The 20,075-nt window shown below is 35.0% G+C and carries 17 protein-coding genes; 12 read left to right on the top strand and 5 right to left on the bottom strand.

The window, feature by feature from the left end:
- Positions 1-183 precede the first annotated feature (183 nt).
- From coaE to J3U09_RS02000, 6 genes are all read left to right on the top strand, one after another.
- Positions 184-798: a dephospho-CoA kinase gene (gene coaE, locus J3U09_RS02025; protein ID WP_220224859.1), complete on the top strand. Its 615-nt coding sequence runs from the start codon at positions 184-186 to the stop codon at positions 796-798.
- A complete protein-coding gene (zapD, locus tag J3U09_RS02020; protein WP_267356915.1) occupies positions 791-1,528 on the top strand; it encodes a cell division protein ZapD in 738 nt (245 codons plus the stop codon). Before coaE ends, zapD begins: the two co-directional genes overlap by 8 nt.
- 25 nt (positions 1,529-1,553) lie before the next feature.
- Positions 1,554-1,766 (top strand): DNA gyrase inhibitor YacG, encoded by a 213-nt coding sequence (yacG, locus tag J3U09_RS02015; RefSeq protein ID WP_065561726.1) that lies wholly within the window; start codon positions 1,554-1,556, stop codon positions 1,764-1,766.
- Positions 1,766-2,785 (top strand): tRNA (adenosine(37)-N6)-threonylcarbamoyltransferase complex transferase subunit TsaD, encoded by a 1,020-nt coding sequence (tsaD, locus tag J3U09_RS02010; protein ID WP_065734516.1) that lies wholly within the window; start codon positions 1,766-1,768, stop codon positions 2,783-2,785. The genes yacG and tsaD overlap by 1 nt, the downstream gene beginning before the upstream one ends.
- A 31-nt stretch (positions 2,786-2,816) precedes the next feature.
- On the top strand, positions 2,817-4,574 hold the full coding sequence (ycaO, locus tag J3U09_RS02005; protein WP_065734515.1) for a 30S ribosomal protein S12 methylthiotransferase accessory factor YcaO: 1,758 nt from the start codon (positions 2,817-2,819) through the stop codon (positions 4,572-4,574).
- A gap of 422 nt (positions 4,575-4,996) precedes the next feature.
- Positions 4,997-5,950: a carbohydrate kinase family protein gene (locus tag J3U09_RS02000; protein WP_267356913.1), complete on the top strand. Its 954-nt coding sequence runs from the start codon at positions 4,997-4,999 to the stop codon at positions 5,948-5,950.
- Between the two features lie 204 nt (positions 5,951-6,154).
- Here J3U09_RS02000 and J3U09_RS01995 read toward each other — a convergent pair whose 3' ends face one another.
- Positions 6,155-6,985 (bottom strand): shikimate 5-dehydrogenase, encoded by an 831-nt coding sequence (locus J3U09_RS01995; RefSeq protein WP_065561722.1) that lies wholly within the window; start codon positions 6,983-6,985, stop codon positions 6,155-6,157.
- Between the two features lie 51 nt (positions 6,986-7,036).
- On the opposite strand from J3U09_RS01995, the gene J3U09_RS01990 reads away from it, so the two are divergent.
- The 6 genes from J3U09_RS01990 (at position 7,037) to tkt (ending at position 14,241) form a co-directional block, all read left to right on the top strand.
- A complete protein-coding gene (locus J3U09_RS01990) occupies positions 7,037-7,432 on the top strand; it encodes a nitrous oxide-stimulated promoter family protein (RefSeq protein ID WP_267356911.1) in 396 nt (131 codons plus the stop codon).
- 149 nt (positions 7,433-7,581) lie between these two features.
- Positions 7,582-7,860 carry a FeoA family protein gene (locus tag J3U09_RS01985; RefSeq protein ID WP_218060022.1) on the top strand — a complete coding sequence of 93 codons (279 nt, stop codon included), beginning with the start codon at positions 7,582-7,584 and terminating at the stop codon, positions 7,858-7,860.
- A complete protein-coding gene (gene feoB, locus J3U09_RS01980) occupies positions 7,857-10,157 on the top strand; it encodes a Fe(2+) transporter permease subunit FeoB (protein WP_267356909.1) in 2,301 nt (766 codons plus the stop codon). The genes J3U09_RS01985 and feoB overlap by 4 nt, the downstream gene beginning before the upstream one ends.
- A 15-nt stretch (positions 10,158-10,172) precedes the next feature.
- Positions 10,173-10,409 carry a FeoC-like transcriptional regulator gene (locus J3U09_RS01975; protein ID WP_267337000.1) on the top strand — a complete coding sequence of 79 codons (237 nt, stop codon included), beginning with the start codon at positions 10,173-10,175 and terminating at the stop codon, positions 10,407-10,409.
- A gap of 759 nt (positions 10,410-11,168) precedes the next feature.
- Positions 11,169-12,119, top strand: coding sequence for a transaldolase (gene tal / locus J3U09_RS01970; protein WP_065561718.1), 951 nt, complete (start codon positions 11,169-11,171; stop codon positions 12,117-12,119).
- A 115-nt stretch (positions 12,120-12,234) separates the two neighbouring features.
- A complete protein-coding gene (gene tkt, locus J3U09_RS01965) occupies positions 12,235-14,241 on the top strand; it encodes a transketolase (protein WP_267331393.1) in 2,007 nt (668 codons plus the stop codon).
- Between the two features lie 246 nt (positions 14,242-14,487).
- Here tkt and J3U09_RS01960 read toward each other — a convergent pair whose 3' ends face one another.
- The 4 genes from J3U09_RS01960 to J3U09_RS01945 all read right to left on the bottom strand — a co-directional run bounded on the left by J3U09_RS01960 (position 14,488) and on the right by J3U09_RS01945 (position 20,064).
- Positions 14,488-15,657, bottom strand: a complete 1,170-nt coding sequence (locus J3U09_RS01960) for a phosphoethanolamine transferase (RefSeq protein WP_267356907.1) — start codon at positions 15,655-15,657, stop codon at positions 14,488-14,490.
- A 597-nt stretch (positions 15,658-16,254) separates the two neighbouring features.
- Entirely contained in the window at positions 16,255-17,643 is a 1,389-nt protein-coding gene (locus tag J3U09_RS01955; protein ID WP_267356905.1) for an MATE family efflux transporter, read from the bottom strand.
- Between the two features lie 9 nt (positions 17,644-17,652).
- Positions 17,653-18,969 carry a 30S ribosomal protein S12 methylthiotransferase RimO gene (gene rimO, locus J3U09_RS01950; RefSeq protein WP_065561714.1) on the bottom strand — a complete coding sequence of 439 codons (1,317 nt, stop codon included), beginning with the start codon at positions 18,967-18,969 and terminating at the stop codon, positions 17,653-17,655.
- Positions 18,970-19,164: 195 nt separating this feature from the next.
- Positions 19,165-20,064 (bottom strand): siderophore ABC transporter substrate-binding protein, encoded by a 900-nt coding sequence (locus J3U09_RS01945; protein ID WP_065734490.1) that lies wholly within the window; start codon positions 20,062-20,064, stop codon positions 19,165-19,167.
- Positions 20,065-20,075 lie beyond the last annotated feature (11 nt).

The following is a 20,075-nucleotide window of genomic DNA, read 5'->3' as shown; positions in this document are numbered from 1 at the left end:
TGGAGGCATTTTTTCATCAAAATGCGTTATTGATGATATTCTGACAGAGATGATTTAAATGTTTTATGTGGGACCTTTTGCGGGCAATTATTAAATTTATTTTAGGTATAGATGCTATATATTCTGTTGCCCAGTTGTATGATATAATCCCTTAATATAGTCATTTTAATTGGAATTTGATTTATGTCTTATATTGTTGCCCTTAGTGGAGGCATTGCAAGTGGTAAAAGTACCATAGCCCATCTATTTGCTCAATTAGGCGTTCCAATTATTGATGCTGACATTATTGCTCGCCAAGTGGTTGAAGTAGGTACGCCTGCTTTGGAGCAAATTACTCAACATTTTAGCCAAGAAATCTTGTTAGAAAATGGTGAATTAGACCGTAGCCAATTAAGAGAGATCATTTTTAACAATGATCATGAACGGTTATGGTTAAATAATTTATTGCACCCGATTATTGCACAAGAGACGCAAAAACAGTTTGCTCAGCAAACCAAACCTTATGTGATATGGGTGGTGCCTTTATTAATTGAGAACAATTTACACCAGTTGGCTGATCGCGTTTTGATGATTGATATTCCAGAAGCGTTACAATTAGAACGCCTGATTAATCGAGATAGAATTAGTGAGTCATTGGCAAAAAAAATGATTGCAACACAGGTTTGTTTGACCGATCGTTTAGCCTTTGCCGATGATATTATTGTGAATGATGGTGATTTAGAGTCACTGAAAATTCAAGTAGATAACTTGCATAAGCAATATCTACATAACTTAAAAGTTAAGAATAGCTATGAATAACATAATTTTCGAACATCCATTAAATGAAAGAATGCGTACTTGGTTACGGATTGAGTTTTTACTTAAACAATTACATTTACATCGCCATTTCACACAAAATAATGCATTATTGTTTTTTCATGCATTATCAGAATTATTAGAAATCGTTGAGCGTAATGATGTTAAAGGCGATTTAATTAAAGAGATCGAAGCTCAAAAACAGAAAATACTATCTTGGATTGAACTTGATGGTGTAGATAAAGAGTTACTTGGCGATATGCTAAAAAAATATGATCTTTTTTTAACAAAGTTTAATTCGAGTTTACGCTTAGGACAAGCTTTGAAAGATGACCGTTTTATTACGGCAATTCGTCAGCGTTTGATGATCCCAGGTGGATGTTGTAGTTTTGATTTACCATCATTTCATTTATGGTTAAATCAAACACAAGAAAAACGCAATTCACAAGTTGATGAGTGGTTAAAACATATTGCGGTGCTTGATGAGCCTTTGAAAGCTTGTTTACAATTTATTCGACAATTAGGCGAATTTAGTCTTTTCACTTGTACCAACAATTTCTTCCAAGAAACCAATGGTGATGTGAGTTTAATTCGAATTCGCGTTGCTTTGGATAAAAATGTTTATCCTCAAGTATCCGGTCACATGTCTCGTTATAGTATTCGTTTTTTACCCCTTTATGCTGGTGATAATAACAATAGTGATGCAATCGAATTTGAACTTGCATGTTGTTAGTCAAATAGAATTTAAGAGTGTTTAAATGAATAAAAATACCATTGTAAAATGCCCTACCTGCCAGAAAGATGTTGAATGGTCTGAAAAAAGTCCATATCGTCCGTTTTGTAGTAAACGTTGCCAATTGATTGATTTAGGTGAATGGGCCGCAGAAGAGCATCGCATCGCTGATAAAGAACTTTCTGAACAAGATCTTTGGAGTGAAGACGAAATTTCTGATCTGATGAGTAAACATTAATGAAGATTTTAGGCATTGAAACCTCGTGCGATGAGACGGGGATTGCGATTTATGACGACAAACAAGGTCTTATCGCCAATCAACTCTATTCACAAATTAAATTACATGCTGATTACGGTGGTGTCGTACCTGAGCTCGCTTCGCGCGATCATATTCGTAAGACGGTACCGCTCATTCAAGCTGCATTGAAAGAAGCAAATTTAAAACCCAGTGATATTGACGGCGTGGCTTATACCGCTGGGCCTGGGTTAATTGGTGCATTAATGGTTGGTGCATCTATCGGTCGCTCGCTTGCTTATGCTTGGAATGTGCCTGCGGTTGCGGTGCACCATATGGAAGGCCATTTACTCGCGCCGATGTTAGAAGATAACCCACCCGAGTTTCCTTTTGTTGCTTTGCTCGTTTCCGGTGGTCATACTCAATTAATTAAAGTTACTGGTGTTGGCGAATATGAGTTACTTGGCGAATCGATTGATGATGCCGCAGGTGAAGCGTTCGACAAAACAGCAAAATTATTAGGATTAGATTATCCTGGTGGCGCTAAATTATCTAAACTTGCTGAGCAAGGTGATGCGTCACGTTTTCATTTCCCAAGACCGATGACAGATAGACCGGGTTTAGATTTTAGTTTTTCCGGTCTAAAAACGGCTGCAGCAAATACTATTCATCAACAAGGGCAAGACCTTGACGAGCAAAGCAAAGCGGATATTGCTAGAGCATTTGAAGATGCATTAGTCGATACGTTGTTAATTAAATCACGTCGAGCTTTAGATCTCACTGGTTTTAATCGTTTAGTTATCGCTGGTGGTGTTAGCGCCAATAAAACGTTACGCCGTAAATTAGCTCAACTAATGGCTGAGCGAAAAGGGCAGGTATATTATCCGAGATTAGAATTTTGTACAGATAATGGTGCGATGATTGCTTATGCAGGTATGATCCATCTTAAATCCTCACAATTTGCTGATCTGGCAATAGAAGTTAAACCAAGATGGCCATTAAGTGAACTTAATGACAAATAAATTATTCAAGCTATATTAAAAAGGTTTTTTAATGAAAACATTTATCCCCGGTAAAGATGCAGCACTTGAAGATTCGATTAACTATTTTCAGCAACAATTGGAAAAATTTGACTTAGTTGTTAAAGAAGCATCTTGGCTTAATCCTGTACCTAATGTATGGTCGGTACATATTCAAAATACTAAATGTCCACTCTGTTTTGCCAACGGTAAAGGCGCCAGCAAAAAAGCGGCATTAGCTTCTGCTCTTGGTGAGTATTTTGAAAGGCTTTCAACCAATTACTTTTTTTCTGATTTTTATTTAGGTGAAAAAGCTGCCAATAGTGAATTTGTTCATTATCCAACTGAAAAATGGTTTACGATACCGAAAGATAATAGCTTACCTAAAGGATTATTATCGCCAAAATTACTCAAGTTTTATGATCCGGATCATGAATTAACTGCTACTGATTTAATTGATTTACAGTCAAGTAATGGTGAACGTGGGATTTGTGCTTTACCGTTTGTACAACAATCCGATGGTCAAACCATCTATGTACCGGTTAACTTAATAGCTAATTTATATGCTTCTAATGGAATGTCAGCAGGCAATACTCCAAACGAAGCACGAGTACAAGGTCTGTCAGAAATATTCGAACGTTACACTAAAAATAGAATTATTACTGAGGCAATCAGTTTGCCAACCATACCTGTCGAAGTACTCAATCGTTATCCAGCAGTATTAGCTGCAATCGACGCTCTAGAAAACGAAGGCTTCCCGATTTACTGCTTTGATGGCTCATTAGGTGGCGAATTCCCCGTTATTTGTGTTGTTTTATTTAATCCTCAAAATGGTACTTGTTATGCCTCTTTCGGTGCACACCCTAATTTTGGTGTGGCTCTTGAACGAACAGTTACCGAACTCTTACAAGGCCGAAGTCTTAAAGATTTGGATGTGTTTTCACCACCAAGTTTTGATAATGATGATGTTGCCGATTTAAGCAACTTAGAAACGCATTTTATTGATTCAAGTGGCTTAATCTCGTGGGATCTGTTTAATGAAAAATCGGATTATGAATTTGTAGATTGGGATTTTTCAGGATCGACAGAGCAAGAATTTGCCAATTTAATGGCAATTTTTAATCGTCATCAAATTGAAGTCCTGATCATGGATTACCAACATCTTGGGGTTTATGCTTGCCGTATTTTAGCTGTCGGCATGTCAGAAATCTATCCGCCTGAAGATCTATTGATCGCAAACAATAATATGGCGATCCATTTACGCGAATTGATCTTATCGCTTCCTCATCAAAAGCGAACAGCAAAAGAGTTGCTGGCAATTATTGAACAGTTCGATGATGAAGGTTTAGATGATTTTGCTCGTGTACGTGAACTGCTTGGCATTGCAACGGGGAAAGATAATGCATGGCTGACTTTACGAATTGGTGAATTAAAAGCTATGCTAGCATTAGCCGCTGGTGATTTACCACAAGCAAAATTGTGGATCGATTGGACGGTTGAAATGAACGAATCCATCTTTACGTCTGAACGTAACCATGCTTATCGTTGTTTGCAAACCTTAGTGAATTTTATTATCGAACGAGGCGAAAACCAATTTAGTGATTACCAAAATGCATTCAATAAAATGTATGGAAAAACTTGCGTTGACGAAATGTGGCAATATGCAACAGGCAAAAAACAGTTTTTTGGTCTCGCTGATTTGATTAGCAATGAGCATAATCATCCAATGGATCAATTTGTGATGCATCAAAAACTTTTAGAGGTCTACAACAAATTAAAGCAGACCATGTAAAATTGCTGTTTTTTAAGATAAATCATTATTTAAAGAGAAAGCATTCATCATCAGTGATAAACCTAAACCATCTTTGCTGATGATTTTATGTACATTTGAATTTGATATTTAGTGATAAAAGGACTATATTTGAGACTAATGTCACAAAATTCAAGTTTTATGCTTACTAAACTTAAAAAATTCACTTAGCATAAAATGAATCCTTAAACGGGTTGTTCTATAATAATATATTATAGTTTTATATGATAAAGCCTTTTTGAGGCATCGTTTTTCTAAAAGCAATAAGTAGATTCCCTTATTGCTTTTCATTTTCTCTCTAGCAGTTTGAACGCTGGCATAATTATTTAAATCAAGTCGAACAAAGTTAAGTCAAAAATTTTCAATTTTTAGTTTTTTTAAATTAATCCATTTATTGAGGCTAAATGATGACAATTCTTACCGTAGGTTTTGCTTGTTTAGATCTAGTTTGTTTTACTTCACCTAATTTAGAAAAAAACGGTGTTATCCCGCCAGATAATATAGTCCGTTGTGGAGGTGGTTCTTGTGCTAATACGGCTTATTTGCTCGCACTTTGGGGCGAAGCTATTTATCACATTAGTCATTTAAATAATGATTCTTATGGCAATCAGATTGTTTCTGAACTTACTGATGCAGGCGTCAATACTGAGCAATTTATTTTTTCAGAAAAAATGATCACCCCATTAGAAGCAATCACCATTGATGAACAAACCGGAATGCAAACCATTATATCGCACCGATTAACCACGCCACCAAAATTAACTGATGATGAAAAAAATAAACTCAATCACTTTATGCAAACCATTCGTGGCTACAATATTGTTATTTTAGTGGATGGATATGAAGCCGAATTAAGTGAATATATCATCAAGAATTTACCTAAAACGAAAGTTATTATGAGTATAGATAGTCTGTCTGATTCGAGTCTGTACCTAGCTCAACATGCAGATTATGTCATTGTAACTGAACAATTTGCGTGTGCATTTTTAAAAATAAAATCCTTTAGTGATAAGAAAACAATTAAAGACGCATTTAAAAAATTGCGTAGTTTAACTAGCGGTAAAGTCATCATCCGCATGGGCGAAAAGGGGAGTGCATATCTTGCTCGTCAAGACGTCATCATTATTCCCGGTTTTAAAAACCAATCTATTGATAAGATGACCGAAAGTGATATTTTTCAGGGTGCTTTTGCTTACGGTATTAGTTATGATTGGCCATTAGAAAAGACCCTATTATTTGCGAATCTATCAGTTGCTGCTGTTAACCAGCAAAAAAGAGGGCGAAGCGCTATGCCAAACTTGGTTGATATCAATCGAGTAGGTAAAACGTTTAGTAAGCATTTTTCTTCCTATTTTTAATTAATGATATTTTATAGAAGGTTTGCAAACATCAAAAACCCCGCTCCTCAACTTTTTTTGGAGTAAAAAAGGGGGGCTTCGAGTTTTTCTATTAAACAGATTTTAGGTAAGTTTGGACGTTTTAACCTGTATTTCATTAAGGAATAAACGTCCGAATCAAGAGATTTTTTAGAGTGTGCTTTACAAATTATGTTATCAATGAGATTAACCTTGTCTGGCAAACTCAGCAGCTTGATTGATGAGTTCATCGCTAGGCGTAACACCGGTGTACAAAATAAATTGTTCAACAGCTTGTAACACAACAACATCTGCACCGGTAATCACAGTTTTATTTAATTTTTTTGCATAATTAATTAGTGGTGTTTCAATTGGTAGGGCGACCACATCAAATACAATATCGGCATGATTAATCAGGGCTTCACTGAATGCTAGTTGATCTGCTTCAACGCCACCTTGCATACCAATAGGGGTCACATTAATAATTAATTTTGCTTGTTCTGGCGTAATGGTTGATTCATCCTTAACCCATTTATAATTGTAACGCTCAGCTAAAGCTTCGCCTTTAATCTGATTTCGTGCACATACAATCCCATGTTTAAAACCAGCATCATAAAAAGCGCCAATTACCGCATTAGCCATGCCTCCACTGCCTTTTAAAACAAATGGCGTGTTGTTGTTAATATGATTGGCCTTAATTAGTTTTTCTACAGCAATATAGTCGGTGTTATACGCTTTTAAATAGTGGTCGGTATTAACGATCGTATTCACTGCTTGAATGGATTGTACTGATACATCTAATTCATCAATAAATTCTATACAAGCTTGCTTATAAGGCATCGAAATTGCACAACCACGAATAGATAATGCTTTAATGCCATAAATTGCATCTTTCAAATTATTGGTGGTGAAGGCTTTATAGATATAATTTAGATCCAATTTTTCATATAAATAATTATGAAAGCGAGTACCAAAATTACTTGGTCTAGCTGAAAGTGACATACAAACAGTAGTATCTTTGTTGATAATTCTTGCCATTAACCAAAATCCTTGTGATCATACTAATTAATTTAGTATTCTAGCATCTTTTTGACCGATATATATTTAATTATGGTTGCAAATAACACTGGCCCCAAAATAAATCAGGAAAAAAACACAGTAAAAGTGATGATATATCTTTATTGTCACCAAAAACACCACACCTCAAAAAAACAGTTATGCGATGAGTGTAATGATCTATTACAGTACGCTATGCAACGATTGACTATGTGCCGATTTGGCGAGTCTAAAACTACCTGCGAACTCTGTTTAAAACATTGTTACCGTAAAGACTACAAACAGCGAATAAAAGAAGTCATGCGTTATTCTGGTCCAAGAATGATGATTTATCACCCTATAATGGCTATCATGCATCTTAATAAAAACTTAAAAACGATTTTGAAGAGATTTGTAGAAAAGCGCTTTTCTAATGCAAAAAAAAGTTGAGGAGCGGGGTTTTTGAGCCTTGAATTATCAACTTTTGTCAGGGTTATCTTCTAATTTGCCTATAAATTCAATTGTTTTCACTTATTTTAGATGTTCTTTGCGATTTGTTCGCAGTTAAACACTAAAAATGCGAATGATTATCTTTTAAAATGTCGCCATTTATTGAAATACAACCGTATTTGATAGGAAGTATGATATTTACGCTTGAACACCTTTCTATAGGGCATGAGGCTGTTGTTAAACGTCTGTTACCTGACTCTTTACCTTTTCGTCGCAAACTTTTAGCTATGGGGATGACGCCTGGATGTAAATTAAAGGTATTGCGAATTGCACCACTAGGTGATCCGATTGAAATAAGTCTTCGCGGTTTTTTGCTCTGTTTGCGTCGACGTGAAGCAGCAGCCATCGAAGTTGAGGTAGTTGCATGAAAATTGCGTTAATTGGTAATCCCAATTGTGGTAAAACCACCTTATTTAATTTGTTAACAGGCTCAAAGCAGCGTGTTGGTAATTGGCCTGGTGTGACGGTTGAGCATAAGTCAGGCTCATTTGATTATCAAAATACACAGTATGATGTTGTTGATTTGCCTGGGACTTATTCCATTGAGTCAGATTCAACCGCTCAAGATGAATTTATTACTCGTCAGTTTTTGTTAACAGACAAAGACAGTTTGATTGTTAATGTTATTGATGCAACCAATTTACAACGTAGCTTGTATTTAACTTTTCAGCTAATTGATATGCAAGTGCCGATGATAATTGTGCTTAATATGGTTGATGCACTTACAGCGATGGGGGAAAAGTTAAATATCGCTAAACTTGCGAAACTATTAGGTTGCCCAGTTGTGGCTATTTCATCTACGCAGAAAATGGGATTAACACAGTTTTACCAGCAGATACAAATTAGCACTCTAGATCTGAAAATAGCAAAACCGACAATAGATACCTTAAATTGGGATTCAAAAGTGATCTTTAATCGCTATTTGGATGAATTACCCGTGACGAGCAAAATCCATCAATTTAACCGGTGGCAATTAATAGAAGCATTGCTTAATGGTTCTGATCCCTCATTTGATTTAGTTGAAAATGAGAAGTTAGAGACTTGTCGTCGTTTGGTATCGATTAATTTTGATTATCAAGTTGATGTAGCCTTAGCCTCTATACGTTACGATACGATTGATATGGTTTGCAAAATGGTGGTCGATAAACCTCGTGAGGTCAGCTTAAATCTTACTGAAAAATTGGATAAATTAGCTTTAGGACGTTTTACTGGGATTCCATTCTTTTTGTTTGCAATGTATGCCATGTTTTTGGTTGCGATTAATTTTGGTTCGGTTTTTGTTGATTTTTTTGAAGGTATTTTTAGTACGATTTTTGTTGATGGCTTTAATTACCTTTTAAATATGCTACATGCCCCAACTTGGTTAACGGTTATTTTAGCTGACGGGCTTGGTAATGGGATCACGACTGTATCAACATTTATTCCAGTTATTGCGGCGATGTTTTTTGTTTTATCTTTTTTGGAAGATTCAGGTTATTTAGCTCGAGCTGCGATGATTGTAGATCGTTTTATGCGATGTATCGGACTACCCGGTAAAGCCTTTGTACCAATGTTAATGGGATTTGGTTGTGGCGTGCCAGCTATTATGGGGACAAGAACATTAGACAGCCCACGTGATCGTCTCTTATCTATTTGTCTAATTCCTTTTATGTCTTGTAGTGCACGTTTGCCAGTTTATGCATTGTTTGCTGTGATATTCTTTCCTAATTATGCATCGGTTGTGGTTTTTATGTTGTATTTACTTGGTATTTTTGTGGCAATGCTGACCGGTTTTGTCTTAAAAAATACTTTGCTACAAGGCGAATTAACACCATTTATTATGGAAATGCCGGTCTATCGTATTCCGACTTTACGCAGTATGTTGCGAATAACTTGCCAACGGCTAAAAAGCTTTGTTTTACGAGCAGGTAAAGCAATTGTAGTGATGGTGACAGTACTTAGCATATTAAACTCATGGGGTGTTGATGGTTCGTTTGGGCATGAAAATTCGAATGACTCTATGCTATCTGTTATTGGCCAAAAAGTGACGCCAGCTTTTACACCAATGGGGATTGATAAACAAAATTGGCCAGCTACCGTGGGTATTTTTACCGGAATTTTTGCCAAAGAATCAGTGGTTGCAACTTTAAATTCACTCTATTCAATGGATCATCATGAGCAAGAAGAGTTTTCATTTTATGGTGGAATTAAGTCAGCTTTTTCCACAATTCCTGCTCATCTTATTGATTTAGCAAACTCAATTGGTGATCCACTCGGGCTCGTTAATCAAGATAGCCGACAAGATGAATTATCTGTTGATTCAATTACGATAACTAAAATAAGCAATTCTTTCATTACTTCAACTTCTGCCATCGCTTATCTCATTTTTATTCTACTATACACACCGTGTGCAGCAGCATTAGGCACCATTTATCGTGAGGCAGGGCTAAAATGGATGATCTTTGTTGCAGTTTGGACATTTGTTATTGGGTGGTTATGTGCGACGGTTTATTACCAATCTAGTCTATTAGGCCATTCAACATCTGCACCATATTGGCTAACTGGTATAGGGGTATTTATTATTCTGACTTTTGTTGTTATGCGTAAACTTGGCAATCTGCCATGCTTTAATCATTATCAGTTACCTAAACCACGCTCACACAATAAATCGGCTTGTTGTGAATAATAGACTTTAATTTTTATGCTTATAACATCAATCCGAGATTATATTCAATTACGGGGGCGAGCCAATTTGCTAGATGTGGCTCGTCACTTTCGTTTGCCTGAAAGCGCCGTTGAACCGATGCTTAATTTTTGGGTAAATAAAGGAGTCATTAAATTAGTAAATAATAATTTATTAACTTGTGCTGGTAAGCAGTGTTCGGCATGTGTTAGTTGTAATTTAGTCGTTTATCCCAATTATGTTTGGGTTCAGTAATTTATCTTCTTTTAACAATCTTAATTAAATCAGGTTAACCAGCCTTAAATAGACTAAATGTATCAAATGTATTAATCTTTAACCTTTGATTAAACCCTGTCACTTTTTTAAAAATTTAACCGCTTATTTTGCCTATTTTTGTTATCTTTTAAATAAAAAGGTCAATATATTTTTTATTCAATATCTTTTTTCGAGACTTACATCACAAAATTGAATTTATTTATACCTCAAAGTAACAAATGATATTAATATGAACGCATGTTCATTTTGGTGTGATGAAAATATAAAACTTGATTATTTGGTACGGATGTAAACCAAGCTAGATACAGCATAGTAGCGTATTGAAACACTATTTTTGGCATTGATCTGGTCATTACTTAAAAGTTCATGGCATGCGATAATGCCATGATAGATTACCCGCCGTAAGAAAGAGTAATAATGCTCATGTTATGGCAATTGATGCAAAAGGGTTGAATTTGCTAAAAATTGATTCAACTAAGGTGAAAATCATAATTTAAAAGTGGTCTATTTTCTGAAGAAGTAGAACGTTTTTTATTAGGATGAGTTTTAAAGTAACGAGTTGTTGAATTACGCTTACATTTAGCTTGCTTGAGCTTGCTAACTTTTAATTTTGCTTTGTTTTTATACTATTTTTGATAAAAATAGCCTGAACTGAAACGACTTTATCCTGTCGTTTTATTACTTAATAAATGTTATTATAATTATGTTTAAAAAACATGTAGTAGAGGAATTTGAAGTATGAGCCAATTAGATGAATTTAAAAAATTAACTGTCGTGGTTGCCGATACAGGTGATATTGATTCGATTAAACAGTTTTCTCCAGAAGATGCAACGACGAATCCATCGCTTGTGTTAAAAGCAGCTCAACTTCCTCAATATCGTTCTTTAATTGATTCAGCTGTTGATACAGCTAAAAAATTAGGTGGCAGTAAAGAACAGCAATTGGTTAATGCTTGTGATCAAGTTGCGGTGAATATAGGCGCCGAAATTCTAAAAACAGTTCCAGGTCGAATTTCAACCGAAGTCGATGCTAGATTGTCGTTTGATAAACAGGGATGTATTGAAAAAGCTAGGAAAATTATCGATTTATATAAACAAAAAGGCATTGATAAATCGCGAATTCTAATCAAAATCGCTTCAACTTGGGAAGGAATTAAAGCAGCGGAAGTTTTAGAGAAAGAAGGTATTAACTGTAATTTAACTTTATTATTTTCCTTTGCTCAAGCGCGAGCTTGTGCAGAAGTTAATGCATTTCTAATCTCACCATTTGTTGGACGTATTTATGACTGGTATCAAGCAAAGAAACCAATAGAACCTTATGTTGCCGATCAAGATCCGGGCGTAGTATCTGTTCGTAATATTTATAACTATTATAAACAGCATGGTTATAAAACAATTGTGATGGGAGCGAGTTTCCGTAAAGTCGATCAAATATTAGCGTTAGCGGGTTGTGATCGTTTGACCATTTCACCAAATTTATTAGCGGAAATGCAACAATCAAATGCGCCAGTAGAACGCAAATTGAATCCGAACCAAACAATTGTAGAGCGTCCATCGTTAATGACTGAAGCTGAGTTTAGATGGCAACATAATAGTGATGCAATGGCAGTTGAGAAATTAGCTGAAGGGATTCGAGCCTTTGCGGTCGATCAAGGTAAACTAGAAGATATGATCGGAGCACTGCTTTAATTATTAATAAAAGGGGAGATAGTTCCCCTTTTTAATTTTGTTACAAACCTGTTTTATTTGTCTGCTGATCGCAGACTATCAATGAATTATTAAATATTTTTTGGAGATCATTATCATGAATGCAACCACACTATCCCACCGCGAATTAGCAAATGCGATAAGAGCATTAAGTATGGATGGCGTGCAAAAGGCAAAATCAGGTCATCCAGGTGCACCAATGGGGATGGCTGATATGGCTGAAGTACTTTGGCGTGGATTTTTAAAACATAATCCAACCAATCCAAATTGGGCAGATCGTGACCGATTTGTGTTATCCAACGGTCATGCGTCAATGTTAATCTATAGCTTGTTACATTTGACTGGTTATAACGTAACGCTTGATGATTTAAAAAACTTTCGTCAACTAAATGCTAAAACAGCAGGTCACCCTGAATTTGGTCATGTTCCAGGTGTTGAAACCACAACAGGTCCACTTGGTCAAGGTATTGCTAATGCAGTGGGTATGGCAATAGCTGAAAGAACATTAGCTGCTCAATTTAATAAGTCTGGCCATACAATTGTTGACCACAATACTTATGTATTTATGGGTGATGGCTGTATGATGGAAGGGATCTCTCATGAAGTTTGTTCTTTAGCGGGAACCCTTAAATTAGGCAAACTTATCGCTTTTTACGATGATAATGGTATTTCAATCGATGGTGAAGTTGAAGGTTGGTTTACTGATGATACTGCTAAACGTTTTGAAGCTTATGGATGGCATGTGATTCGCGGTATTGATGGACATGATGCGAAAGCGTTAGCTGAAGCTATCGAACAAGCACAAGCTGTAACTGATAAACCATCATTATTAATGTGTAAAACTGTCATCGGTTTTGGTTCGCCTAATAAAGCCGGTAGCCATGAAAGTCACGGGGCTCCTCTTGGTGATGCTGAAATTGAAGCAACACGTAAAGCATTAGGTTGGTCTCATCCTGCATTTGAAATTCCTAAAGAATATTATGATGCATGGGATGCAAAAGCTAAAGGTAAACAACGCGAAGATGAATGGAATGCTCGTTTTGATGCCTATGCTAAAGCTTATCCTGATTTAGCGAAAGAATTTAAACGCCGTATGAATGGCGACTTACCAAGTAATTGGCAACAAACAGCCAAAGATTTTGTTAATAAATTACAAGCAAATCCAGCAACAATTGCAACTCGTAAAGCGTCACAAAATGCAATTGAAGCATTTGCTCCAGTATTAACTGAATTCTTAGGTGGTTCTGCTGACTTAGCGCCAAGTAATTTAACCATGTGGTCTGGTTCTAAAGAAATTTTAGCCAACCCTGCTGGTAACTATATTCATTATGGTGTGCGTGAGTTTGGTATGTCAGCAATTATGAATGGTATTTCTTTACATGGTGGCTTTATTCCTTATGGTGCAACCTTCTTGATGTTTATGGAATATGCTAGAAATGCAGTACGTATGGCAGCATTAATGAAGATTCGCTCTTTATTCGTTTATACTCATGATTCAATTGGATTGGGTGAAGACGGCCCAACACACCAACCAGTAGAACAAATGGCAAGCTTACGCGTGACACCAAATGTAAGTACTTGGCGTCCTTGTGACCAAGTTGAATCAGCCATTGCTTGGCAATATGCGGTTGAACGAAAAGATGGTCCAACTGCACTTATCTTCTCAAGACAAAATCTTAAACAACAAGAGCGTACAGCTGAGCAACTAGCTAATGTTTACCGTGGTGGTTATATCTTAAATGATTGTAGCGGTACGCCAGAACTTATCCTTATTGCAACAGGTTCAGAAGTTGAGCTAGCTGTTGAGGCTTATCACAAATTAACCGAAGCAGGTAGAAAAGTAAGAGTTGTTTCAATGCCATCAACTGATGCATTTGATAAGCAAGATCAAGCTTATAGAGAATCAGTATTACCATCTTCAGTAACAGCTCGCATCGCTATCGAAGCTGGTATTAGTGACTATTGGTTTAAATATGTCGGTTTAAACGGCAAAATCATTGGTATGACAACCTTCGGTGAATCAGGCCCAGCAGAACAACTATTTGCTAAGTTTGGTTTCACGGTTGAAAATGTTTTAAACCAAGCCAAAAGCCTATTGAAATAAATCATAGTTTCATTAACAAAATAAAACTTCGCTAATAACTTTAGCGAAGTTTTTTTATATTTGTATTTTATATTTTTTGCCTTTTTTCATGATATAAATATTGGTGATGATATTTGTTTTGAATAATAGCTAGGAATTTATCCATTTTGTAGACAAAAATTATTATTTTTGATTCAACAAATTTTGAAAAACCATCACTATTAATTTAGTGATGGTGAATTGATCTTAATCAGTAAACATCAATACTTAATACGGATTAGGATCTTTCTTCAAATTATCAAATGGATATAACTTATTTTTCCAATCTTTAATTTGAATATCTTTTTGTTCGGGGATATCAATCAGATTATATTGCATATAATCATGGTGAACGTTTAAGTCAATCCCCATCCAATGACTTAGTAGATATACGAATTGATACCCGGTAATTTGTTTATTGATTTTAATTTGATTCTTTTCTGATGAATCAAAAAATATTAATGGTACTTGATAACTATTTTGGTATTCCCAATTATGCCTTAAATCTTGATATTTCTCAGCGTGAGAAAGCCCATGATCGGCAAAGTAGACTACAGAATAATCTTCATTGTGTTTTTTCAATATATCAATTGTAGATTTTATCAAGTCATCAGTTTCTTTAATACTACTGACATAACAAGATATATTTTCATTATTGAGATCGAACTGAATATCAAATTGTAATCTTTTACAAAAATGAGGATGTGAACCAATTAAATGCATAACAATGAGTTTTGGTTTATCTTGTTTTTTAGATAATAAGGAATCTAATTCTGGTAGTAGTAAAGTATCATATTTACCACGAGTTGATTTACCATTGTACTCACCTTTTTTAGTGTAAAAGATATTTTTACTATAAGCGGAAATTCTTGGTACAGTTATTTCCATTCTACCTAGTTTTCCTTGATTAGATAGCCAATAGGTTTCAAATCCAGCATCATTAGCAATAGCAATAATATTATTATTTAATTGAGCATTGACTTCATTATCATCTAAATAGCTAGACTGACTAATTAAATGTGGAATAGAGGATTGGGTATTTGATGCAGGAGCAATTAATCCATCCCAAATCACTGAGGCATTTTTATTGGTGAAAGGAGTATTATTATATTTAAAGCCATAAGCACTCATGTAATCTTTACGAACACTTTCACCAATGATAATAATATAGGTTTTATGTTTAGGATTGACAGAAACAATGGGTATTGTATTGGGTTGTTGTATTTGTCTAAGTTGTTCAGCCTTTTCAGTCTGATATATTTTTGCACTTGAATATAAATCGAAGCAAAACTCAAATGCGGGATATTTGAAATTATCTATTATTAAAGTTGTTATCGAAGATAAAGTAGTTGGCTGATATTTGATGGCACTTTTAACCGGTTTATAAAAACAAATCATTAATGCTAGTGCAATAACATAATAATTTTTTATTTTAGGAAATCTAAACTTTTTAAAAAAAAGAATAAAGAAAATTACTAATAGGAATGGTATTAAGTAAAAATAGAGAGGTAATTGCGAACAGAATTCTTGCATTTCATCGATATCAGTTTCTGATATGGCACTGACTACAGCAACGTTGGGATATCCATAGTAAAATCCTATTGGAAAATAAAGTGCAGCTATGACGAATGTTAATCCGAATAAGAAACGGAAAAAAGTAAATCTAGCTAAAAAAATTAGAGAAAAATAAGTAAGAAGTATCCTATCAAATCTTAGCGGGTAACCTAATAAGTAAACCAATACTACTGAAAGACAAATACAAATAACATGCGATAGTAATTCTTTTTTTAACATTACAAATTTATATTAATAACAATCCATTGAAGAGGTCAAAATTATATAAGTAATTAAATTTTAAGCAATATAAATTTATAATTTAGTTTCTTTTATGACTTTTATATTTATTAAGTTAGATTAAGTATAGATATTAACAATTTTAGATAAAATATAGCCAAACTTACTCTGTTTATTGATAAGTTTGGCGAGAAATTTTTATTATTGTGAAGCTCTTTTCAATATAATATCTTGCGGTTGTTTTTGAATGTAGATCATTCTACCGATAAGTAAGAACGCTGCTACAGCTAGTCCTAAAATAATTCCTATCCAAAAACCGGCAGCACCAATTGGCTGTATGATAAGATCGGTTAATCCTAAGATATATCCAATTGGTAACCCTACCACCCAATAAGAGATAAGCGTAATAAAAAATATACTTTTAGTATCTTTATAACCACGTAATACATTGCTTGCTACAACTTGCAAGTAATCAGATACTTGATAGATAGCGAGTAGAATAATAAGTTGTAGGCAAATAGTGATAACATCAATCTCATGGGTGAATATGTTAATAATAGGTGATCTGAATATCACCAGAATTAATGCTACCACTACGGCTATCATGAATGATATGGCTAAACTTACATAAGCTGTTTGTTTGGCCAATATGGGTTTGTTTTTACCTAATAGGTAACCAACTCTAATACTAGTTGCTACCCCTAAAGATAAAGGTATTGCAAACGTTAAACTGCTAATGGTGAAGATAATTTGATGTGCAGCAACAGTTATTTGACCAAGTGGTGCAATAAGTAATGCAACTACCGCGAACAAACTCATTTCAAAAAAATAGGCTAAAGCAAGGGGAGTTCCTAATACAACTATTTTTTTGATGATAGCAAAATCAATGAGTTTTGTTAGTGGTGTTTTACCAATATCCCGTTGAGTAGTTGTCGTTAAGGTATAGATACGAATTAAAGCAAACATTAACCAAAAGATTATTGCTGCGGTAATACCACAACCTACACCACCAAATGCTGGCAATCCTAATTTACCGTAAATTAAAACATAATTAATGGGGATATTAGCAAGTAATGCAATAAATATAATCACCATAGCAGGCTTTGTGTTAGATAAACCTTCACATTGATTACGATAAACTAAAAATAGCAAGAAAGCAGGTACGCCCCACATGATTGAGCGTAAAAATGATACCGCTACATCAACCATTTCTGGATCGATTGGATGGTCAGCTGAGCTTCTAAAACTAATTATTTTGTCCGAATTGTACAAAACTAGCATCATGATTATGGATAAGATTAAAGCAATCACAACACCTTGACGAGTCTGATCAGCAACTTGTTCACGTTTAGCCGCACCATTTAAATTGGAAATTATCGGTGTTAATACCGTTAATAAGCCTTGTCCAAATAAAATAGTAGGCAACCAAATTGATACAGCTATGGCTACACCCGATAGTGCTGTTTTGCTGTAGTTACCTGCCATAATGGTATCAACAAACGTGATCGCGGTTTGAGATATCTGTGCAATCATGACAGGGATTGCCAACGTAACTAAGTTTTTTATTTCGTGTCGATAATGTTGCTTCATTGGATTTATTTACTGTTTTACAGTACCCCATAAATCATATTCATCTGAATGTTCAATATTTACTTGAACAATATCGCCGACTTTAACATCTTTTTCTTCATTTAGATAGACAACACCATCTATTTCTGGCGCATCGGCCATGCTTCGCCCAATAGCACCTTCTTCATCAACTTCATCAATCAATACAGATAATGTTTTACCTATTTTATTTTGAAGTTTCTGTGTTGAAATCGATTGTTGTAATTGCATAAAACGGTGGAAGCGTTCTTGCTTTATTTCTTCTGGTATTTGATCAGCTAATTGATTTGCAGCAGCACCTTCCACTGGGCTATAAGGGAAACAACCAACACGGTCTAATTGCGCTTGAGATAAAAAGTCGAGTAATAGTTCGAAATCTTTCTCAGTTTCACCAGGGTAGCCAACAATAAACGTTGAACGTAAGGTAATTTCAGGGCAAATCTCACGCCAATGATGAATTCGCTCTAAGGTTCTTTCAATTGTGCCTGGGCGTTTCATTGATTTTAAAACGGTAGGGCTAGCATGTTGTAAAGGGACATCTAGATAAGGTAATATTTTTCCTTCAGCCATTAATGGAATCAAATTGTCGACACTTGGATAAGGGTACATATAATGTAGACGCACCCAAATACCAAGAGTAGATAATTGCTCGCAAAGGGTATGAATATCAGTTTTTAATGGCATACCATTCCAAAAGTTTGTACGATTTTTGACATCGATACCGTAAGCAGAGGTATCTTGTGCGATAACTAAAAGCTCTTTTACGCCACTATCGACTAAACGTTTTGCCTCATCAAGAACATTACCGATTGGACGACTAACCATCTCCCCACGTAATGATGGAATAATACAAAATGTACAGCTATGGTTACAACCTTCAGAAATTTTTAAATAAGCATAATGTTTAGGCGTTAATTTTACTCCTTGCTCTGGTACAAGGCTTGTAAATGGATTGTAGCTAGGTTTTGGCGCATATTTATTAACATGTTCAAGTACAGCTTCGTAACTATGAGGTCCTGATATTTCTAAGACTTTAGGATGAACATTACGTATCTGATCTTCTTTCGCACCAAGACAACCTGTCACAATAACTTTACCATTTTCATTAAGGGCTTCACCGATGGCCTCTAATGATTCTTGTACAGCACTATCAATAAAGCCACAAGTATTAACAATAACCAAATCAGCATTGTCGTAACTTGGCACTACTTGATAACCTTGAGTACGTAGTTCAGTTAAAATTCGCTCAGAGTCAACTAAATTTTTAGGACAACCAAGGCTCACAAATCCAATAGTAGGGGATGACATATTCATAGTAATTTAAAATTTATTGAGGTATTTATCGAGAATCTAAAAGTTTATTCATTTAGATTAAAATAATAGGTGAGCATTCTAACATAATTAAATTAGTCGAAATAAAAATTTTTACTTTGCAGTGATGAATATGGAGAGAAACGAGAAACAAGCCCTTATTGAAATAAGGGCCTACATTATGATAAAAAATTATTTCAATGCATTAATGACTTCATCAATTTGACGATCCAAACTTTCGACACCGCCACCCGATAAGTACCAAAGATCTGGTGTTAAATAGATAACCTCAGTTTTACTTTTCGCTAATACTTTTGGATTTAAAAAGTCGTTTTTCATTGCTGATTGACCAATAGCTTTACTTCGGTCAACGACATAAACAATATCAGGTTTTACTTTACTAATATAGCTGTTATCAATAAAGGTTGGTTTAGGTTTACCACTAGGCTGTGGTGTTAGTGGTACAGCCCGTTTTACTTTCAACACATCATGAATTAATGCTGCGCTTGAACTGCCATTAATAAGAATCATTTTTCCATCATTATGAATAGCAACTATTGCTTTTTTGTGACTCGCTTGTGCAACAGCTTGTGCGTTGGTCACTTTTGTATCAAGCAATTGAATCAAATCTTCAGCTTTCTTTTCAGTTCCAGTTATATCTGCTAGAACATTGATATGATTTTTAGTTGATTCAAGATAATTCTTCGCGTCAACACTTAAATTAATTACTGGTGCAATTTTCGATAATTCTTCAGTTCGACTAGCTTGACGACCATCAATAACGATGAGTTGAGGTTTAACTTGTTTAATTGCATCGATGCTTGGTTCTTTCATACTACCTGTATCAGAGACACTTTTATATTGCTCAAGATAAGAAGGAAGAACGGAAAGAGGTGTTCCTACAACAATAGAACCTTTACCTAATGCATCTAAGGTATCTAAAGCACCATAGTTCATTACTACCACTTTACTTGGTGATTTAGGAACAACAACGGTTTGTTTATTATCTGGATTCACAGTGATTGATGATTGGCAACCTGATAACCCTAAAGTAAAAGCTATTAGAGTGCTTAATAATATTTTTTTATTCATATTGATACCTT

This window comes from Gilliamella sp. B2889 (genome assembly GCF_026536885.1).
In the GTDB taxonomy this organism is placed as follows: Bacteria; Pseudomonadota; Gammaproteobacteria; order Enterobacterales; family Orbaceae; genus Gilliamella; species Gilliamella apicola_E.
This window is presented reverse-complemented; position numbering and strand designations above follow the sequence as displayed.

Coding starts and splice junctions, on each gene's coding strand:
- coaE (WP_220224859.1), top strand. CDS start 184: ATGTCTTATATTGTTGCCCTTAGTGGAGGCATTGCAAGTGGTAAAAGT.
- zapD (WP_267356915.1), top strand. CDS start 791: ATGAATAACATAATTTTCGAACATCCATTAAATGAAAGAATGCGTACT.
- yacG (WP_065561726.1), top strand. CDS start 1,554: ATGAATAAAAATACCATTGTAAAATGCCCTACCTGCCAGAAAGATGTT.
- tsaD (WP_065734516.1), top strand. CDS start 1,766: ATGAAGATTTTAGGCATTGAAACCTCGTGCGATGAGACGGGGATTGCG.
- ycaO (WP_065734515.1), top strand. CDS start 2,817: ATGAAAACATTTATCCCCGGTAAAGATGCAGCACTTGAAGATTCGATT.
- J3U09_RS02000 (WP_267356913.1), top strand. CDS start 4,997: ATGATGACAATTCTTACCGTAGGTTTTGCTTGTTTAGATCTAGTTTGT.
- J3U09_RS01995 (WP_065561722.1), bottom strand. CDS start 6,985: ATGGCAAGAATTATCAACAAAGATACTACTGTTTGTATGTCACTTTCA.
- J3U09_RS01985 (WP_218060022.1), top strand. CDS start 7,582: ATGTCGCCATTTATTGAAATACAACCGTATTTGATAGGAAGTATGATA.
- feoB (WP_267356909.1), top strand. CDS start 7,857: ATGAAAATTGCGTTAATTGGTAATCCCAATTGTGGTAAAACCACCTTA.
- J3U09_RS01975 (WP_267337000.1), top strand. CDS start 10,173: ATGCTTATAACATCAATCCGAGATTATATTCAATTACGGGGGCGAGCC.
- tal (WP_065561718.1), top strand. CDS start 11,169: ATGAGCCAATTAGATGAATTTAAAAAATTAACTGTCGTGGTTGCCGAT.
- tkt (WP_267331393.1), top strand. CDS start 12,235: ATGAATGCAACCACACTATCCCACCGCGAATTAGCAAATGCGATAAGA.
- J3U09_RS01960 (WP_267356907.1), bottom strand. CDS start 15,657: ATGATTTGTTTTTATAAACCGGTTAAAAGTGCCATCAAATATCAGCCA.
- J3U09_RS01955 (WP_267356905.1), bottom strand. CDS start 17,643: ATGAAGCAACATTATCGACACGAAATAAAAAACTTAGTTACGTTGGCA.
- rimO (WP_065561714.1), bottom strand. CDS start 18,969: ATGTCATCCCCTACTATTGGATTTGTGAGCCTTGGTTGTCCTAAAAAT.
- J3U09_RS01945 (WP_065734490.1), bottom strand. CDS start 20,064: ATGAATAAAAAAATATTATTAAGCACTCTAATAGCTTTTACTTTAGGG.